The sequence below is a fragment of the Pseudonocardia sp. HH130629-09 genome (assembly GCF_001294645.1).
Classification (GTDB): Bacteria; Actinomycetota; Actinomycetes; order Mycobacteriales; family Pseudonocardiaceae; genus Pseudonocardia.
In genome coordinates this window covers 3086504-3102558 of record NZ_CP011868.1, presented here as the reverse complement: position 1 = coordinate 3102558, position 16055 = coordinate 3086504, and the positions used below count along the sequence as shown (strand labels likewise).

Here is a 16055-nt window from a genome sequence, read left to right as displayed (position 1 = left end):
CACAGAGCCCCGCATCAACGACCGCATCCGCGTGCCCGAGGTCCGCCTCGTGGGCCCGAACGGCGAGCAGGTCGGGATCGTGCGCATCGAGGACGCCCTCAAGCTGGCCCAGGACGCCGACCTCGACCTCGTCGAGGTCGCCGGCCAGGCCCGCCCGCCGGTCTGCAAGCTCATGGACTACGGAAAGTTCAAGTACGAGAGCGCGCAGAAGGCCCGGGAGTCCCGGCGCAACCAGCAGCTCACCGTGATCAAGGAGCAGAAGCTCCGGCCGAAGATCGACAAGCACGACTACGAGACGAAGCGCGGTCACGTCATCCGCTTCCTCGAAGGCGGCAACAAGGTCAAGGTCACGATCATGTTCCGTGGTCGCGAGCAGTCGCGTCCCGAGCTGGGCTACCGCCTGCTCCAGCGCCTGGCCGAGGACATCGGTGACATGGCCGTCGTCGAGGCCGCTCCGAAACAGGACGGCCGCAACATGACGATGGTGCTGGCGCCGACGAAGAAGCCGGTCTCGCGCAAGACGACGGCCGCAGCCAGCTCCGACGCCCCGGCAGACGCCGAGGCGTGAGGTCCCACTCCCGTGTCCGGCCGCCGCCGGGCACGGGAGGGACACGCAGTACCCGCACCGACCCCCGGAACCTCGGGGGCCGACATCGAACGGATACGTCATGCCGAAGAACAAGACGCACAAGGGGACCGCGAAGCGCGTCCGCATCACCGGTGGCGGCAAGCTCATGCGCCAGCAGGCCGGGCTGCGGCACCGTCTCGAGGTCAAGTCGCGCAAGGAGAAGCGTGACCTGTCGGGCACCGTCGAGCTCGCCAAGGCCGATGTGAAGCGCGTCAAGAAGCTGCTCGGTCACTGACCTTCCGCCCCTTTCACGAACCCCGGCACGCCGCACCCCCACCGCGGTAGTGCCGGAGAAGCCCCAGGAGATACCCCATGGCACGCGTGAAGCGCTCCGTGAACGCCCAGAAGAAGCGCCGCACCACGCTCGAGTCGGCCGCCGGCTACCGCGGGCAGCGCTCGCGGCTGTACCGCAAGGCCAAGGAGCAGATGCTCCACTCGATGAACTACGCCTACCGGGACCGTCGCGCGCGCAAGGGCGACTTCCGGCAGCTGTGGATCACCCGCATCAACGCCGCGGCCCGCGCGAACGACATGACCTACAACCGGTTCATCCAGGGCCTCAAGGCCGCCGGTGTCGAGGTCGACCGCAAGAACCTCGCCGAGATCGCCGTGAGCGACCCGGCCGCCTTCGCCGCGCTCGTCGCGGTGGCGAAGGAGAACCTGCCGGTCGGCACCGAGCAGGGCTCCGCGGCCTGAGGTGACCCGAGGCGACATCGAGTCGCGCAGCGCCGGCGAGCGCTCCGCGGACTCCGCGCCCGGTACCGAACGCACTCCCCGCGTCGCAGCGGCACGCAAGCTGCTGCGACGCGTGGGGCGCGATCGGGCCGGGCGTTTCCTCGTGGAGGGGGCCCAGGCCGTCCGCGAGGCACTCGCCGCCGTGACGGTGCACGAGCTGTTCGTCACCGCCGACGCCGCCGAGCGCCAACCCGATCTGGTCGAGGCCGCGGAGCGTTCCGGCGCCCGGGTGTCCCCGGTGACGGACAAGGCCGCCGCTGGTCTGTCCGAGACGGTCACCCCGCAGGGGCTCGTCGCCGTCTGCGACCTGCTCGACGTGCCGGTCTCCGCCGCGCTGGCCGGGGTCCCCGGCTTCGTCACCGTCTGCGACGGCATCTCCGACCCCGGCAACGTCGGCACCGTGATCCGGGTCGCCGACGCAGCCGGCTGCGACGCGGTCCTCCTCGCCGGGGACACCGTCGACCCGCACAACGGGAAGGCCGTCCGGGCCTCCACCGGCAGCGTGTTCCACCTGCCGCTGGCCCGCGACCGGGACGCCCCCGCCGTCGTCGAGATGTGCCGGGCGGCCGGGCTGACCACACTCGTCGCCGACGGGCGCGGCGAGGTCGACCTGCACGACCCCGCCGTCACCCCGACCCTCGCCGGGCCGGTCGCCTGGATCCTCGGCAGCGAGGCACACGGCCCGTCGGCCGAGGTGCACGACGCCGCCGACCACCGGGTCCGCGTCCCGATCCACGGCCGGGCCGAGTCGCTGAACCTCGCCACCGCCGCGGCGATCTGCCTGTACGCGACGGTCGCGGCCCGTGCGGGCGTCGCCCCGCAGCTGCCCCCGGCGCGCGGCTGAAACCCGCTCGCGGCCGCCCTCTACGATCGTGGGCACCATGAGTGAGAACGACACGGCGAGCCCTCTCGACCCGGATGTACTGAAGGCCGCGGTGGAGGCCGCCCGCACGGCGTTCGACGAGGCGGGCGACCTCGACGCGCTGGCCGCGGCGAAGCCCGCGCACCTCGGCGACCGCGCCCCGATCCCGATGGCCCGCCGGTCGCTGGGGCAGCTGCCCGGCCCCGAGCGCGCCGACGCCGGCAAGCGGGTCAACGCCGCCCGCGTCCAGGCCCAGGCCGCGTTCGACGCACGCCGCGAGGTCCTGCTCGTCGAGCGCGACGCCCGGGTGCTGGCCGAGGAGGCCGTCGACGTCACGCTGCCCTGGGACCGTTGCCCGCGCGGCGCGCGCCACCCCATCACACAGCTGTCCGAGCGGATCGCCGACATCTTCGTCGGGATGGGCTGGGAGGTCGCCGAGGGCCCCGAGGTCGAGGCGTCGTGGCTGAACTTCGACGCGCTCAACTTCGGCAAGGACCACCCGGCCCGCACCATGCAGGACACCTTCTACCTCGCGGGTCCGGACGGCCGGCCCGACGAGGGGACAGTGCTGCGCACCCACACCTCCCCGGTGCAGGTCCGGTCGCTGCTGGACCGGGACCTTCCGGTCTACGTCGTCTGCCCGGGGCGGACCTTCCGCACCGACGAGCTCGACGCCACCCACACCCCGGTGTTCCACCAGGTCGAGGGCCTCGCAATCGACAAGGGCCTCACGATGGCCCACCTCAAGGGCACCCTCGACGCGTTCGCCCGCGCGATGTTCGGGGCGGACTCGCAGATTCGGCTGCGGCCGTCGTACTTCCCGTTCACCGAACCCTCGGCCGAGCCCGACGTGTGGTTCCCGCAGAAGAAGGGCGGGGCGGGCTGGGTCGAGTGGGGCGGCTGCGGCATGGTCAACCCCAACGTCCTGCGCGCCTGCGGCGTCGACACCGACGTCTACTCCGGTTTCGCGTTCGGCATGGGCATCGAGCGGACCCTGATGTTCCGCAACGGCATCCCGGACATGCGGGACATGGTCGAGGGCGACGTGCGCTTCTCGACCGCGTTCGGCGTCTGACCCGGCCCACCCCGCTTCCACACGAGGAGTTCTGAGCAGTGCGAGTGTCCGCCTCCTGGCTCGCCCGGCACATCGACCCGGCGGCGCTGCCCGCCGGTCCCGAGGCGATCGGCGACGCCTTCGTCCGCGTCGGGCTGGAGGTCGAGGAGATCCACCCGGCCCCCGCGGTCACCGGGCCGGTCACGGTCGCCCGGGTCGAGGAGATCGAGGAGCTCACCGAGTTCAAGAAGCCGATCCGGTACTGCCGGGTGGGCTTCGAGGGGCAGCGCCACCGCTACGTGGTGTGCGGCGCCCGCAACTTCGCCGTCGGCGACCTCGTCGTCGTCACCGAGCCGGGTGCGGTGCTGCCCGGTGACTTCGCGATCGCCCAGCGCACGACCTACGGCAAGGTCTCCGACGGCATGATCGCCTCGGCGAAGGAGCTCGGCCTCGGCGCCGAGACCGGCGGCATCCTCGTGCTGCCGCCCGGCACCGCCGAGCCCGGCGACGACGCCCTCGAGACCCTCGGCCTGACCGAGCCCGTCGTCGAGCTCGCGGTCACCCCGGACCGGGGCTACTGCTTCGCCGTCCGCGGCCTCGCCCGCGAGCTCGCGACCTCGCTCGACGCCGACTACACCGACCCGGTCACCCGGGTCACCGTCCCGGACACCACCGGCGACGCCTGGCCGGTGCGGCTCGCCGACACCGTGGCCTGCCCGCGGTTCGTCGCCCGCCGGGTGGACGGCGTCGACCCGGCCGCGCCCAGCCCGTGGTGGATGCAGCGCGCGCTGCTCTCGGCCGGGATGCGGCCGATCTCGCTGATCGTCGACGTCACCAACTTCGTGATGCTCGACCTCGGCCAGCCGCTGCACGCCTACGACGCGACCCGGCTGACCGGTGCCATCGAGGTCCGCCGCGCGACGACGGGGGAGAAGCTGCAGACCCTCGACGGCCACACCCGCGCGCTGGACACCGACGACCTGCTCATCACCGACGACTCCGGCCCGATCGGGCTCGCCGGTGTCATGGGCGGCGCGTCCACCGAGATCCCCGCGCCGGAGGAACTCGCCGACGGCGCCCGGGTCGACGTGCTGCTGGAGGCCGCGCACTTCTCCCCGCCGGTGATCGCGCGCGCCGCGCGCCGGCACAAGCTGCCCAGCGAGGCGTCCAAGCGGTTCGAGCGGGTCGTGGACCCGGCGCTGCCGCCGGTCGCGGCCGAGCGTGCCGCGCAGCTGCTCGTCGAGCTCGGCGGCGGGACCCTCGCCGACGGCCGCACCGACGCCGGCGGGGTCCCCGCCGGCGCGGGCGTGCGGATGCCGCTGTCGATGCCCGACCGCGTCGCCGGCGTCGACTACCCGCGCGGGGCCACCGTGCGTCGTCTGACCCAGGTCGGCTGCGCCGTCGCGCTGGACACCGGTGCCGGTGGCGAGGGGGTCGTCGTCGCGACCCCGCCGACCTGGCGCCCGGACCTCACCATGGCCGCCGACCTGGTGGAGGAGGTGCTGCGCCTGGAGGGCTACGACGCCATCCCCTCGGTGCTGCCCACCGCACCGGCCGGCCGCGGCCTGACCGCCGCCCAGCGGCGCCGCCGTGCGGTGTCCCGGGCCCTGGCCGAGGCCGGCCACGTCGAGGTGCTGCCGTTCCCGTTCGTCTCCGACACCGTCTGGGACGACCTGGGCCTGGCCGCCGACGACGAGCGCCGCCGCACCGTCGCCGTCACCAACCCGCTCGACGCCGAGCGGTCCCGGCTCACGACGACCCTGCTCCCCGGCCTGCTGGACATGCTGGTGCGCAACCGTTCCCGTGGCGCCGAGGACCTCGCGCTGTACGCGATCGCGCAGGTCGTGCAGCCGGGGGAGACCACCCCCGCGATGCCCGACCCGGCCGTCACCGGCCGCCCGTCGGACGAGGAGTACGCCGCCCTGCGCGCCGCGCTGCCCGACCAGCCCGTGCACGTCGGGGTGGTCCTCGCCGGGAACCGCGAGCCGCGCGGCTGGTGGGGCCGCGGCCGTCCCGCGTCCTGGTCCGACGCCGTCGAGGCGGCCCGGCTGACCGGTGCCGCCGCCGGGGTGGAGCTGCGGCCGCGCCGCGCCGAGCGGGCGCCGTGGCACCCGGGCCGGTGCGCCGAGCTCGTCCTGGTCGATGCAGCGGGCGCCGACACCGTCGTCGGGTACGCCGGTGAGCTGCACCCCCAGGTCGTCGAGGCGCTTGGGCTGCCGGCCCGCACCGCCGCGGCCGAGATCGACCTCGACGCGGTCCCGCTGCGGGAGAACCTGCCCGTGCCGCGGGTGTCGGCGTTCCCGCCGGTCGCGGTGGACGTCGCGCTGGTCGCCGACGAGGCGGTCCCGGCCGCGGACCTCGCCGACGCGCTCACCGCGGGTGCGGGGGAGCTGCTGGAGTCGGTGCGGCTGTTCGACGTCTACACCGGCGACCAGGTCGGACCGGGGCGCCGCTCGCTGGCGTTCTCGCTGCGCCTGCGCGCCGCGGACCGCACGCTGACCAGCGAGGAGGCGAACGCCGCCCGCGACGCGGCGGTCGCCGAGGCCACGGTCCGGCACGGGGCCGCGCTGCGCTGAGCCCGCAACGGTCCGTGCCGAGCCGGCCCCGGCCGGCTCAGCGCGGGACCGCCGCGGCCACCGCCGCGGTCCGCCACTGGTCGCGGGACGGGGTCCGCCCCGCGACCGCCACCGTCACGAGGTACCGGTCGGTGGCCAGCTGCAGGGTCGGTCCGGCGACGGTGTCGAGCACCGTCGCGGAGGTCCCCGCCGGGAGGCCGGTCACCGTGCTGCCGTGCCGCGCGCCGGCGACGTAGCCGGCGGGCGTGCCCCGGTTCGTCGTGTACACGTTCACCGACACCGTCACGCCGTCGGCGAGCGCGAAGCAGGCCCGGGTGCGGGTGCCGTCGGTGCGGGTGACCACGGCGTTCGTCGCGGGCGCGACCGGCGGGCCGCCCAGCAGCCCGGTCAGCGCGGCGCGGTCGAGCAGGCACTCGTCGGCCACCACGTCGGAGGTCAGCGGGGCCGGTGCGGCGGCCCGCGTGGGAGCGGCGCGCGCGGCGTCCGGTGCGGGCCGGGCCCGGCCGTCCGGGACGCGGGACGCACCGTCCCCGACCGGCACCGGCGGCACCGTGCGGGCCGTGCCGTCCCCGCCGTCCCTCCCGTCGGGGAGACCGGACGAGGGCGGAACCGGGACGGGCGGGACCGTCGTCGTCGGACGCCCGTCGGTGGTCGGGGCGGCGAGCGGCCCGTTCGACAGCGGCCCCGGCACCGTGAACGACGTCGGCGGCCGCCGCGTGGGCTCCACCGGAGCCGCCGCGGTCGAGGGCAGCGCCGGCCCCTGTCCGGTGGGCCACGGCGTCCCGGCCACGGTCGAGGCGCACCCGCCGAGCAGCCCCGCGAGCACCGCCGTGACCACCGCGGTGACCGCCGCCGTCGGGGTCGCCGACCGTTCCCGGGCAGGCGTGCCCACGCCCGGTCCCACCCCGCGTGTCACCCGTCGCCGCACCCGCGGGAAACTAGGCGCCGGACGTGCCCGCCGGGCCCGGTTCCGCCCCGCCCGGTCGCGATCGCGAATCCCGATTGCATGGCTTTGCGTGGCCGTGCATACTCATCCACGTGGTACGCATCGCAGTGGCGGGAGCCAGTGGCTACGCCGGGGGAGAGCTCCTCCGGCTGCTGCTCGCACATCCCGAGGTGGAGATCGGCGCCCTCACGGCCGGCGGGAACGCGGGCACGCGTCTGGGCGAGCACCAGCCGCACCTGACCCCGCTCGCGGACCGCGTCCTGGGCGAGAGCACGGCGGAGAACCTCGCCGGACACGACGCGGTGTTCCTGGCCCTGCCGCACGGCAAGTCCGCCGAGCTGGCGGCGCAGCTGGGGCCGGACACCCTCGTCGTGGACTGCGGGGCGGACCACCGCCTGACCGACCCGGCTGCCTGGGACCGGTGGTACGGCGGCGAGCACGCCGGGCACTGGCCCTACGGGCTGCCCGAGCTGCCCGGCGCCCGGGCGTCGCTGACCGGCACCAGGCGCGTCGCGGTGCCCGGCTGCTACCCGACCGGGACCAGCCTCGCGCTGGTCCCCGCGCTGGTCGCCGGCCTGGTCGCCCCCGAGGTCGTGATCACCGCGGTCACCGGCACCTCCGGTGCGGGCAAGTCGCTCAAGCCGCACCTGCTGGGCGCGGAGGTCATGGGGTCGCTGTCGGCGTACGGCGTCGGCGGCGTGCACCGGCACACCCCCGAGATCGCGCAGAACCTGTCCGCCGCGCTCGGCTCGCCCGTCTCGGTCAGCTTCACCCCGGTGCTCGCGCCGCTGTCGCGCGGCATCCTCGCCTCCTGCTCGGCCCTGCTGGCCGACCCGGCGACCGATGCGGCCGCGGTCCGGTCGGTCTACGAGAAGGCCTACGCCGACGAGCCGTTCGTGCACCTGCTGCCGGAGGGCCAGTGGCCCACCACGGCGCAGACCCTGGGCTCCAACAACGTCGCGCTGCAGGTCACCGTCGACGCCGACGCGGGCCGCCTCGTCGTCGTCTCGGCGATCGACAACCTGACCAAGGGCACCGCGGGCGGCGCCGTCCAGTGCATGAACCTGGCCCTCGGTCTGCCCGAGACCACCGGCCTGCCGACGACGGGAGTGGCGCCGTGAGCGTGACCGCAGCGAAGGGCTTCCGGGCCGCCGGGATCGCCGCCGGGATCAAGAAGTCCGGGCGGGCCGATCTGGCGCTCGTGGTGAACGACGGCCCTCGCACCGAGGCCGCCGGGGTCTTCACCCGCAACAAGGTCAAGGCCGCCCCCGTCCTGTGGTCGCAGCAGGTGCTGACCACCGGCTCGCTGCGCGCGGTCGTCCTCAACTCCGGCGGGGCGAACGCCTGCACCGGGGCCGCGGGCTTCCAGACGGCGCACGCCACCGCGGAGCAGGCCGCCGAGGTGCTCGGCTGCGGCGCGATCGACGTCGCCGTGTGCTCCACCGGCCTGATCGGCGAGCAGCTCCCGCGGGAGACCCTGCTCGCCGGGGTCCGGACGGCCGCCGGGGAGCTGGCGTCGGGGCCCGAAGCCGGGTCCGCCGTCGCCGGCGCGATCATGACGACCGACACCGTCCCGAAGGAGTCCGTCGTCACCGACCCGGCCGGCTGGACCGTCGGGGGCACGACCAAGGGCGCCGGGATGATCGCGCCGTCGATGGCGACGATGCTCAGCGTGCTCACCACCGACGCGGTGCTCGACCGGGCGACACTCGACGCCGCGCTGCGCGAGGCCGTCCGCCACAGCTTCGACCGGCTCGACGTCGACGGCTCGATGTCCACCAACGACACCGTGCTGGTGCTGGCCTCCGGCGCGTCCGGCGTCGAGGCCGACCCTGCGGTGTTCACCGCCGCGCTCACCCGCGTGTGCCGCGACCTCGCCGAGCAGATGCAGGCCGACGCCGAGGGCGTCACCAAGCGCATCACCGTGCGGGTCACCGGCGCCGCCTCCGAGGATGACGCGGTGACCGTCGCCCGCACGATCGCCCGCGACTCCCTGGTGAAGACCGCGATGTTCGGATCCGACCCAAACTGGGGCCGGGTCGCGGCCGCCGCCGGGTACGCCGACGCCGAGCTCGACCCCGAGCACCTCGACGTCACGATCAACGGCGTGCTGCTGTGCAAGGGCGCGGCGGTGGCCGGGGACCGGGCCGACTGCGACCTGTCCGGGAAGGACGTCCTGATCGAGGTCGGGCTGGGCCTGTCCGGCGGGGCCGATGGGCACACCGCGGAGATCAGGACCACCGACCTGTCACACGCCTACGTGGAGGAGAACAGTGCCTACTCCTCCTGAACCGGTCGCCCCGGACGCGCTGCCCCAGCCGCAGATCGCGCCGTCCCCGGAGACCCCGGCCCGACTGCAGCGGGCGGGGGAGAAGGCGGGCGTGCTCGCCGAAGCGCTGCCCTGGCTGCAGCGGTTCCACGGCCGGATCGTCGTCGTCAAGTACGGCGGGAACGCCATGATCGACGAGGAGCTGAAGCAGGCCTTCGCCCGGGACATGGTGTTCCTGCGGCTCGCCGGCATCCACCCGGTCGTCGTGCACGGCGGCGGGCCGCAGATCTCGGCCATGCTGAAGCGGCTCGGCATGCCCGGCGAGTTCCGCGGAGGCCTGCGCGTCACCACCCCGGAGACGATGGAGATCGTCCGGATGGTGCTGTTCGGCCAGGTCGGGCGCGAGCTCGTCGGGCTGATCAACGTCCACGGCCCGTTCGCGGTCGGCCTGTCCGGGGAGGACGCAGGACTGTTCACCGCCGAGAAGCGCACCGCGCTGGTCGGCGGCGAACCCGTCGACATCGGCCTGGTCGGCGACGTCACGAAGGTCAATCCGGACGCGGTGCTGGACATCATCGCCGCGGGCCGCATCCCGGTCGTCGCGGGGGTCGCGCCGGATGCCGACGGCCAGGTCCACAACATCAACGCCGACAGCGCCGCCGCGGCGCTGGCCGGTGCGCTGGACGCCGCGAAGCTCGTGGTGCTCACCGACGTCGAGGGTCTCTACGCGAACTACCCCGACCCGGAGTCGATCATCACCTCGCTGACGGCGGACCAGCTGGAGCCGATGCTGCCCCGCCTGGAGAGCGGCATGGCCCCGAAGATGGAGGCCTGCCTGCGCGCCGTGCGCTCGGGCGTCGGACAGGCCCATGTGATCGACGGGCGGGTGCCGCACTCGGTCCTGCTCGAGGTGTTCACGCACGAGGGCGTCGGCACGATGGTGCTGCCGGACGCTCCCGGTGCCACGGCTGGGGGAACGACATGAGCACGCACGCGCAGCGGTGGCAGGCCGCCCTGATGAACAACTACGGGATCCCGCCGCTGACCCTGGTCCGTGGCGAGGGCGCCCGGGTGTGGGACGCCGAGGGTCGCGCCTACCTGGACCTGTATGCCGGGCTCGCGGTCAACGCGCTCGGGCATGCGCACCCGGCCGTCGTCGAGGCGGTGTCCGAGCAGGTGCGCACCCTCGGCCACACCGCGAACTTCTTCATCACCGAACCCGCGCTGCAGCTCGCCGAGCGGCTGCAGGCCCTGCTCGGTCGCGACGACGCCCGCACCCTGCTCTGCAACTCCGGCACCGAGGCGAACGAGGCCGCCTTCAAGATCGCCCGCCGGACGGGCAGGCCGGAGATCATCGCCTGTGAGGGCGCGTTCCACGGCCGCACGATGGGCGCGCTCGCGCTGACCGGGCAGGCCGCCAAGCGGGCCCCGTTCGAGCCGATGCCCGCCGGGGTGAGGCACATCCCGTTCGGTGACGTCGCCGCACTCGACGCCGCCGTCACCGAGCGGACCGCCGCGGTGGTCCTGGAGCCGATCCTCGGCGAGGCCGGCGTGATCGTGCCGCCGGAGGGGTACCTGGCGCAGGCCCGGCGGATCACCGCCGAGCGCGGCGCGCTGCTCGTCCTCGACGAGGTGCAGACCGGCGTCGGCCGTACCGGGTACTGGTTCGCCCACCAGGCGCACGGCGTCCTCCCGGACGTGGTCACCCTGGCCAAGGGCCTCGGTGGCGGCCTCCCGATCGGTGCCTGCATCGGGCTCGGCGACGCCGCAGCCCTGCTCGAGCCCGGTCAGCACGGCACGACCTTCGGCGGCAACCCGGTGACCTGCGCCGCGGCGCTCGCCGTGCTCGACACGGTCGCGGCCGAGGGTCTGCTCGGCCACGTCGACCGGCTCGGCAAGGAGATCCGCAGCCGGATCGACGGTCTCGGCCACCCCCTCGTCGGCGACGTCTCCGGCGCCGGCCTGCACATCGGCATCGGCCTCACCGCGCCGGTCGCCGCGCAGGCCGCCGCGGCCGCTCGCGACGCCGGGATCCTGATCAACAACGCCACCCCGGACCGGCTGCGGCTGGCCCCGGCCCTGACCCTGACCGACGACGAGGCCGAGGAGTTCCTGACGGCCTTCCCGGCGTTCCTCGACGCCGCCGCGGCCCAGCACGAGGGGCAGGGGAGCTGATGGTCCGCCACCTGCTGCGGGACGACGACCTGACCCCGGCCGAGCAGGCCGAGGTCCTCGATCTCGCCGACCGGCTCAAGGCCGACCCCTTCGCCGCGCGCCCGCTGGCCGGCCCGCGTGCGGTGGGGGTCGTGTTCGACAAGTCCTCCACCCGCACCCGGGTGTCGTTCGAGGCCGGGATCACCCAGCTCGGTGGCACCGCGATCATCCTCGACGGCACGACCAGCCAGCTCGGGCGCGGCGAGACGATCTCCGACACCGCCCGGGTGCTGTCGCGCTACCTCGACGCGATCGTGTGGCGCACCAGCGGCCAGGAACGGATCGAGGAGATGGCCGCCGCGGCGACCGTGCCGGTGGTCAACGCGCTGACCGACACGTTCCACCCGTGCCAGATCCTGGCGGACCTGCAGACCGTGCGGGAGCGCTTCGGCCGCCTCGCCGGGCTCACCCTGACCTACCTCGGAGACGGAGCGAACAACATCGCCCACTCGCTGCTGCTCGGCGGGGCCACGGCCGGGCTGCACGTGCGGATCGCCGCGCCCGCCGGGTTCACCCCCGACGACGACGTGCTCCGCGACGCGAAGGCCCGGGCCGAGCAGACCGGCGGTTCGGTCGCACTCGTCGCCGAGCCGGTGGCCGCCGTGGCGGGGGTCCAAGTCGTCGTCACCGACACCTGGACCTCGATGGGCCAGGAGGACGACGGCCTGGACCGGGTCGCGCCGTTCCGGCCGTACCAGGTCAACGCCGCTCTGCTGGCGCACGCCGCACCGGACGCGATCGTGCTGCACTGCCTGCCGGCCCACCGCGGCGACGAGATCACCGACGAGATCCTCGACGGCCCGGCCAGCGCCGTCTGGGACGAGGCCGAGAACCGGCTGCACGCGCAGAAGGCGCTGCTCGCCTGGCTCCTGCGGCATGGGTGAGACCGACCGCGACCGGAGGAACCCGGTCAACCGGGCCCGACGGCAGGCCGCCGTCATCGACGTGATCTGGAACCACCAGCTGAGCAGCCAGGTCGAGATCATCGGGCTGCTCCACGAGCGGCACGGCATCGAGACGACCCAGGCCACGCTGTCGCGGGACCTCGACGAGCTCGGTGCGGTGAAGCTGCGTGGCGCCGACGGCGGGCAGCCGGTCTACCGCATCCCCGAGGACGGCAGCCCCGTGCGCGGGGTCGAGGGCGGCACCGGCCGGGTGGCCCGGTTGCTGGGGGAGTTGCTCGTGTCCGCCGACGCGAGTGGGAACCTGGCCGTCCTGCGTACCCCGCCGGGCGCGGCGCACTACCTCGCGAGTGCACTCGACCGGGCCGCACTGCACGACGTCGTCGGCACCATCGCCGGGGACGACACGGTCATCGTCGTCGCCCGTGAGCCCCTCACCGGGGCGGAGCTGGCCGAGCGGCTGCAGGACCTGTCCCGGAGGGCCCACGCGGCCACCGGGGCGCACGACGAACGAGAAGGAGACCCGATATGACCGACGCGGACCCCCGACGGGGCGCGGTCGCCGGTGGCGGAGCGCTGTGGGGTGGCCGGTTCGCGTCCGGTCCGGCCGATGCGCTCGCGGCGCTGTCGAAGTCCACGCACTTCGACTGGGCACTGGCCCCCTACGACATCCGCGGCTCGAAGGCGCACGCCCGGGTCCTGCACCGCGCCGGTCTGCTGACCGACGAGGAACTGTCGGGGATGCACAAGGCACTCGACGAGCTCGCCGCCGACGTCGCCTCCGGGGCGTTCGGCCCCGACCCGGGCGACGAGGACGTGCACACCGCGCTGGAGCGCGGACTGATCGAGCGGGCGGGTGCCGACCTGGGCGGGAAGCTGCGGGCCGGTCGCTCGCGCAACGACCAGGTCGCCACCCAGTTCCGGATGTGGCTGCGCGACGCCGTGCGCCGGGTCGGCTCCGGTGTGCTCGACGTCGTCGACGCACTCGTCGACCAGGCGCAGGCGCACCCCGACGCACCGATGCCCGGCCGCACGCACCTGCAGCACGCGCAGCCGGTGCTGCTCGGCCACCAGCTCGCCGCGCACGCCCAGGCCCTGCTGCGCGACGTCGACCGGCTGGCCGACTGGGACCGGCGCAGCGCCTGGTCGCCGTACGGCTCGGGGGCGCTCGCCGGCTCCTCGCTCGGGCTCGACCCGGAGGCCGTCGCCGCCGAGCTCGGCTTCACCGGGTCCTCGGCCAACTCGATCGACGGGACCGCCGCGCGCGACTTCGCGGCCGAGGCCGCGTTCGTCCTCGCGATGATCGGCGTCGACCTGTCGCGGTTGTCGGAGGAGGTCATCCTCTGGGCGACGGCCGAGTTCGGCTACGTCACCCTCGACGACGCGTTCTCCACCGGCAGCTCGATCATGCCGCAGAAGAAGAACCCCGACGTGGCCGAGCTGGCCCGCGGGAAGTCCGGCCGGCTGGTCGGCAACCTCGCCGGGCTCATGACCACCCTCAAGGGGCTCCCGCTGGCCTACAACCGGGACCTGCAGGAGGACAAGGAGCCGCTGTTCGACTCGGCCGCGCAGCTGGAGCTCCTGCTCCCCGCGGTCGCCGGGATGGTGGCCACCCTGACCTTCCACACCGAGCGGCTCGCCGAGCTGGCCCCGGCCGGGTTCACCCTGGCCACCGACGTCGCCGAGTGGCTCGTCCGGAAGGGCGTGCCGTTCCGGGTGGCCCACGAGGCCGCGGGCGGCTGCGTCCGCGCCGCCGAGGCCCGCGGCGTCGGACTGGAGGACCTGACCGACGCCGAGCTGGCCGCCGTGCACCCGGCACTGGACCCGAGTGTGCGCGAGGTACTGACCGTGGAAGGCTCCATCGCGTCGCGGAACGCCCGCGGTGGGACGGCCGGCGACCGGGTCGCCGAGCAGCTCACCGACCTGCGTACCGCGGTCGGAGCAGCGCGAGAGTTCATCGGAGGAACCGCATGACCGACCCTGCCGTAGCCTACGAGGAGCTCAAGGCCGCCGGCCTGAAGCTCGACCTGACGCGGGGCAAGCCGTCCGCGCAGCAGCTGGACCTGTCCCAGGAGCTGCTCGGCCTGCCGGGCGCGGGACGGTTCCGCGCGGCCGACGGCACCGACACCCGCAACTACGGCGGCGGCCAGGGTCTGCCCGAGCTGCGCGAGATCTTCGCGCCGTCGCTCCAGGTCCCGGTCGGGCAGCTGGTGGCGGCCAACAACTCCAGCCTCGAGCTCATGCACGACACGCTCGTGCACGCGCTGCTGACCGCGCTGCCCGGTGCCCCGACCCGCTGGGTCGACGCCGGCCGCGTGGCGTTCATCGCCCCGGTCCCCGGCTACGACCGCCACTACGGCGTGTGCGAGCGCCTGGGGATCGACCTGGTCACCGTCGGCATGACCGCCGACGGCCCCGACATGGACGAGGTCGAGCGGCTCGTCGCCGAGGACCCGTCGATCAAGGGCATCTGGTGCGTGCCGAAGTACTCGAACCCCGACGGCGTCGTCTACTCCGACGAGGTCGTGCGCCGGTTGGCCACGATGCCGACCGCCGCCCCGGACTTCCGGATCATGTGGGACAACGCCTACGCGGTGCACCACCTGACCACCGAGGAGATCGAGATCGCCGACGTCCTCGCGCTCGCGGCCGAGGCGGGCAACCCGGACCGGCCGTTCGTCTTCGGGTCCACCTCGAAGATCACCCTCGCCGGTGCGGGCGTCGCGTTCTTCGGTGCCTCGCAGGCGAACGTCGACTGGTGGCTGAAGCTGGCGTCGAAGAAGACGATCGGCCCGGACAAGGTCAACCACCTCCGTCATGCGCTGTTCCTGAAGGACGCCGCCGGGCTGCGTGCGCACATGGCCGCGCACCGCGAGCTGATCGCCCCGAAGTTCGCCGCGGTCGACCGTCTGCTGACCGAGGCGTTCGCCGACGTCGACGGCGTGACCTGGACGAAGCCGAAGGGCGGCTACTTCGTGAGCTTGACCGTCCCGGACGGCCTCGCCTCGGAGGTCGTGCGCCTGGCCAAGGAGGCGGGCATCGTCCTGACCCCGGCCGGTGCGACGCACCCCTACGGCAAGGACCCGCAGGACGCGACCATCCGTCTCGCCCCGACCCTGCCCCCGCTCGACGAGGTCGAGAAGGCCATGGCCGGTGTCGTGACCTGCGTGCAGCTGGCGCTCGCGCGCCGCTGATGGCGGACGACGACCACACGGCGGGGCCCGGCCGGGACGACCGGCCGGGCCCCGCCGGTCTGCTGGACCGTTCGGCGCTGGCCGTCGACGTCCTGCCCGCCGCGCGACGCCTGCTCGGCTGCGTCCTCGAGGCCGACACCCCCGACGGCACGGTCGCGGTGCGGCTGGTCGAGGTGGAGGCCTACCGGGGCCGCGACGACCCCGCGTCGCACTGCTACCGCGGCCGGACCCCGCGCAACGCGGTGATGTTCGGCCCGCCCGGCCACCTGTACGTCTACTTCGTCTACGGCATGCACTTCTGCGCGAACGTGTCCTGCCTGCCCGACGGCGAGCCGGGCGCTGTCCTGCTGCGCGCCGGCGAGCTGCTCACCGACCCGGGGGTGGCCCGGGAACGCCGGCCCACCGCCCGCCGCGACGCCGACCTGGCCCGCGGACCCGCACGGCTGGCCGCGCTCCTCGGGCTGCGTCGTGAGGACGACGGGACCGACGTCACCGACCCGGGCTCCCGGGTACGGCTGCGAGTGGGGACCCCGCTCGGTCCGGATCTCGTCCGGTCCGGACCCCGGGTGGGCGTCGCCGCGGCGGCCGAGCTGCCGTGGCGGTACTGGGTCGACGGCTCGCCCGCGGTCAGCCCGTACCGGGCCGGGACGCGCCGTCGTCGCAGCGCGTGAGGAA

General features: G+C 74.4%; 16 protein-coding genes. 15 read left to right on the top strand and 1 reads right to left on the bottom strand.

Features of this window, described 5'->3' with window-relative positions; all coding sequences use genetic code 11:
- Positions 1–31 precede the first annotated feature (31 nt).
- From infC to pheT, 6 genes are all read left to right on the top strand, one after another.
- Positions 32–568, top strand: a complete 537-nt coding sequence (infC, locus tag XF36_RS14210; RefSeq protein WP_020623394.1) for a translation initiation factor IF-3 — start codon at positions 32–34, stop codon at positions 566–568.
- A gap of 100 nt (positions 569–668) precedes the next feature.
- A complete protein-coding gene (gene rpmI, locus XF36_RS14205) occupies positions 669–863 on the top strand; it encodes a 50S ribosomal protein L35 (RefSeq protein WP_020623393.1) in 195 nt (64 codons plus the stop codon).
- A 77-nt stretch (positions 864–940) separates the two neighbouring features.
- Entirely contained in the window at positions 941–1324 is a 384-nt protein-coding gene (gene rplT, locus XF36_RS14200; protein ID WP_020623392.1) for a 50S ribosomal protein L20, read from the top strand.
- 1 nt (position 1325) lies between these two features.
- Complete coding sequence (locus XF36_RS14195; RefSeq protein WP_349675504.1) at positions 1326–2207, top strand: RNA methyltransferase; 882 nt, start codon at positions 1326–1328, stop codon at positions 2205–2207.
- Between the two features lie 37 nt (positions 2208–2244).
- Positions 2245–3300 carry a phenylalanine--tRNA ligase subunit alpha gene (gene pheS, locus XF36_RS14190; RefSeq protein ID WP_060712356.1) on the top strand — a complete coding sequence of 352 codons (1056 nt, stop codon included), beginning with the start codon at positions 2245–2247 and terminating at the stop codon, positions 3298–3300.
- 38 nt (positions 3301–3338) lie between these two features.
- Positions 3339–5855, top strand: a complete 2517-nt coding sequence (pheT, locus tag XF36_RS14185; protein WP_060712355.1) for a phenylalanine--tRNA ligase subunit beta — start codon at positions 3339–3341, stop codon at positions 5853–5855.
- Positions 5856–5892: 37 nt separating this feature from the next.
- On the opposite strand, the gene XF36_RS14180 is transcribed toward pheT, so the two are convergent.
- A complete protein-coding gene (locus tag XF36_RS14180; RefSeq protein ID WP_060712354.1) occupies positions 5893–6747 on the bottom strand; it encodes a hypothetical protein in 855 nt (284 codons plus the stop codon).
- A 140-nt stretch (positions 6748–6887) separates the two neighbouring features.
- Here XF36_RS14180 and argC point away from each other — a divergent pair, with 140 nt between their 5' ends.
- From argC to XF36_RS14135, 9 genes are read left to right on the top strand one after another with little or no spacing between them, the layout of a single operon-like run.
- Positions 6888–7922, top strand: a complete 1035-nt coding sequence (gene argC / locus XF36_RS14175; RefSeq protein WP_193394038.1) for an N-acetyl-gamma-glutamyl-phosphate reductase — start codon at positions 6888–6890, stop codon at positions 7920–7922.
- Positions 7919–9091, top strand: a complete 1173-nt coding sequence (gene argJ, locus XF36_RS14170; protein ID WP_060712352.1) for a bifunctional glutamate N-acetyltransferase/amino-acid acetyltransferase ArgJ — start codon at positions 7919–7921, stop codon at positions 9089–9091. The genes argC and argJ overlap by 4 nt, the downstream gene beginning before the upstream one ends.
- A gap of 34 nt (positions 9092–9125) precedes the next feature.
- The gene (gene argB, locus XF36_RS14165; RefSeq protein WP_060714691.1) at positions 9126–10055 is read left to right on the top strand and encodes an acetylglutamate kinase; all 930 of its coding nucleotides are present in this window, start codon (positions 9126–9128) and stop codon (positions 10053–10055) included.
- Positions 10052–11245, top strand: a complete 1194-nt coding sequence (locus tag XF36_RS14160; RefSeq protein ID WP_060712351.1) for an acetylornithine transaminase — start codon at positions 10052–10054, stop codon at positions 11243–11245. The genes argB and XF36_RS14160 overlap by 4 nt, the downstream gene beginning before the upstream one ends.
- Positions 11245–12168, top strand: a complete 924-nt coding sequence (gene argF, locus XF36_RS14155) for an ornithine carbamoyltransferase (protein ID WP_060712350.1) — start codon at positions 11245–11247, stop codon at positions 12166–12168. The genes XF36_RS14160 and argF overlap by 1 nt, the downstream gene beginning before the upstream one ends.
- Positions 12161–12718: an arginine repressor gene (locus tag XF36_RS14150; RefSeq protein ID WP_060712349.1), complete on the top strand. Its 558-nt coding sequence runs from the start codon at positions 12161–12163 to the stop codon at positions 12716–12718. Before argF ends, XF36_RS14150 begins: the two co-directional genes overlap by 8 nt.
- Positions 12715–14160, top strand: a complete 1446-nt coding sequence (gene argH, locus XF36_RS14145; RefSeq protein ID WP_060712348.1) for an argininosuccinate lyase — start codon at positions 12715–12717, stop codon at positions 14158–14160. Before XF36_RS14150 ends, argH begins: the two co-directional genes overlap by 4 nt.
- The gene (locus XF36_RS14140; protein WP_060712347.1) at positions 14157–15380 is read left to right on the top strand and encodes an aminotransferase class I/II-fold pyridoxal phosphate-dependent enzyme; all 1224 of its coding nucleotides are present in this window, start codon (positions 14157–14159) and stop codon (positions 15378–15380) included. The genes argH and XF36_RS14140 overlap by 4 nt, the downstream gene beginning before the upstream one ends.
- Complete coding sequence (locus XF36_RS14135) at positions 15380–16051, top strand: DNA-3-methyladenine glycosylase (protein ID WP_082375416.1); 672 nt, start codon at positions 15380–15382, stop codon at positions 16049–16051. Before XF36_RS14140 ends, XF36_RS14135 begins: the two co-directional genes overlap by 1 nt.
- Positions 16052–16055 lie beyond the last annotated feature (4 nt).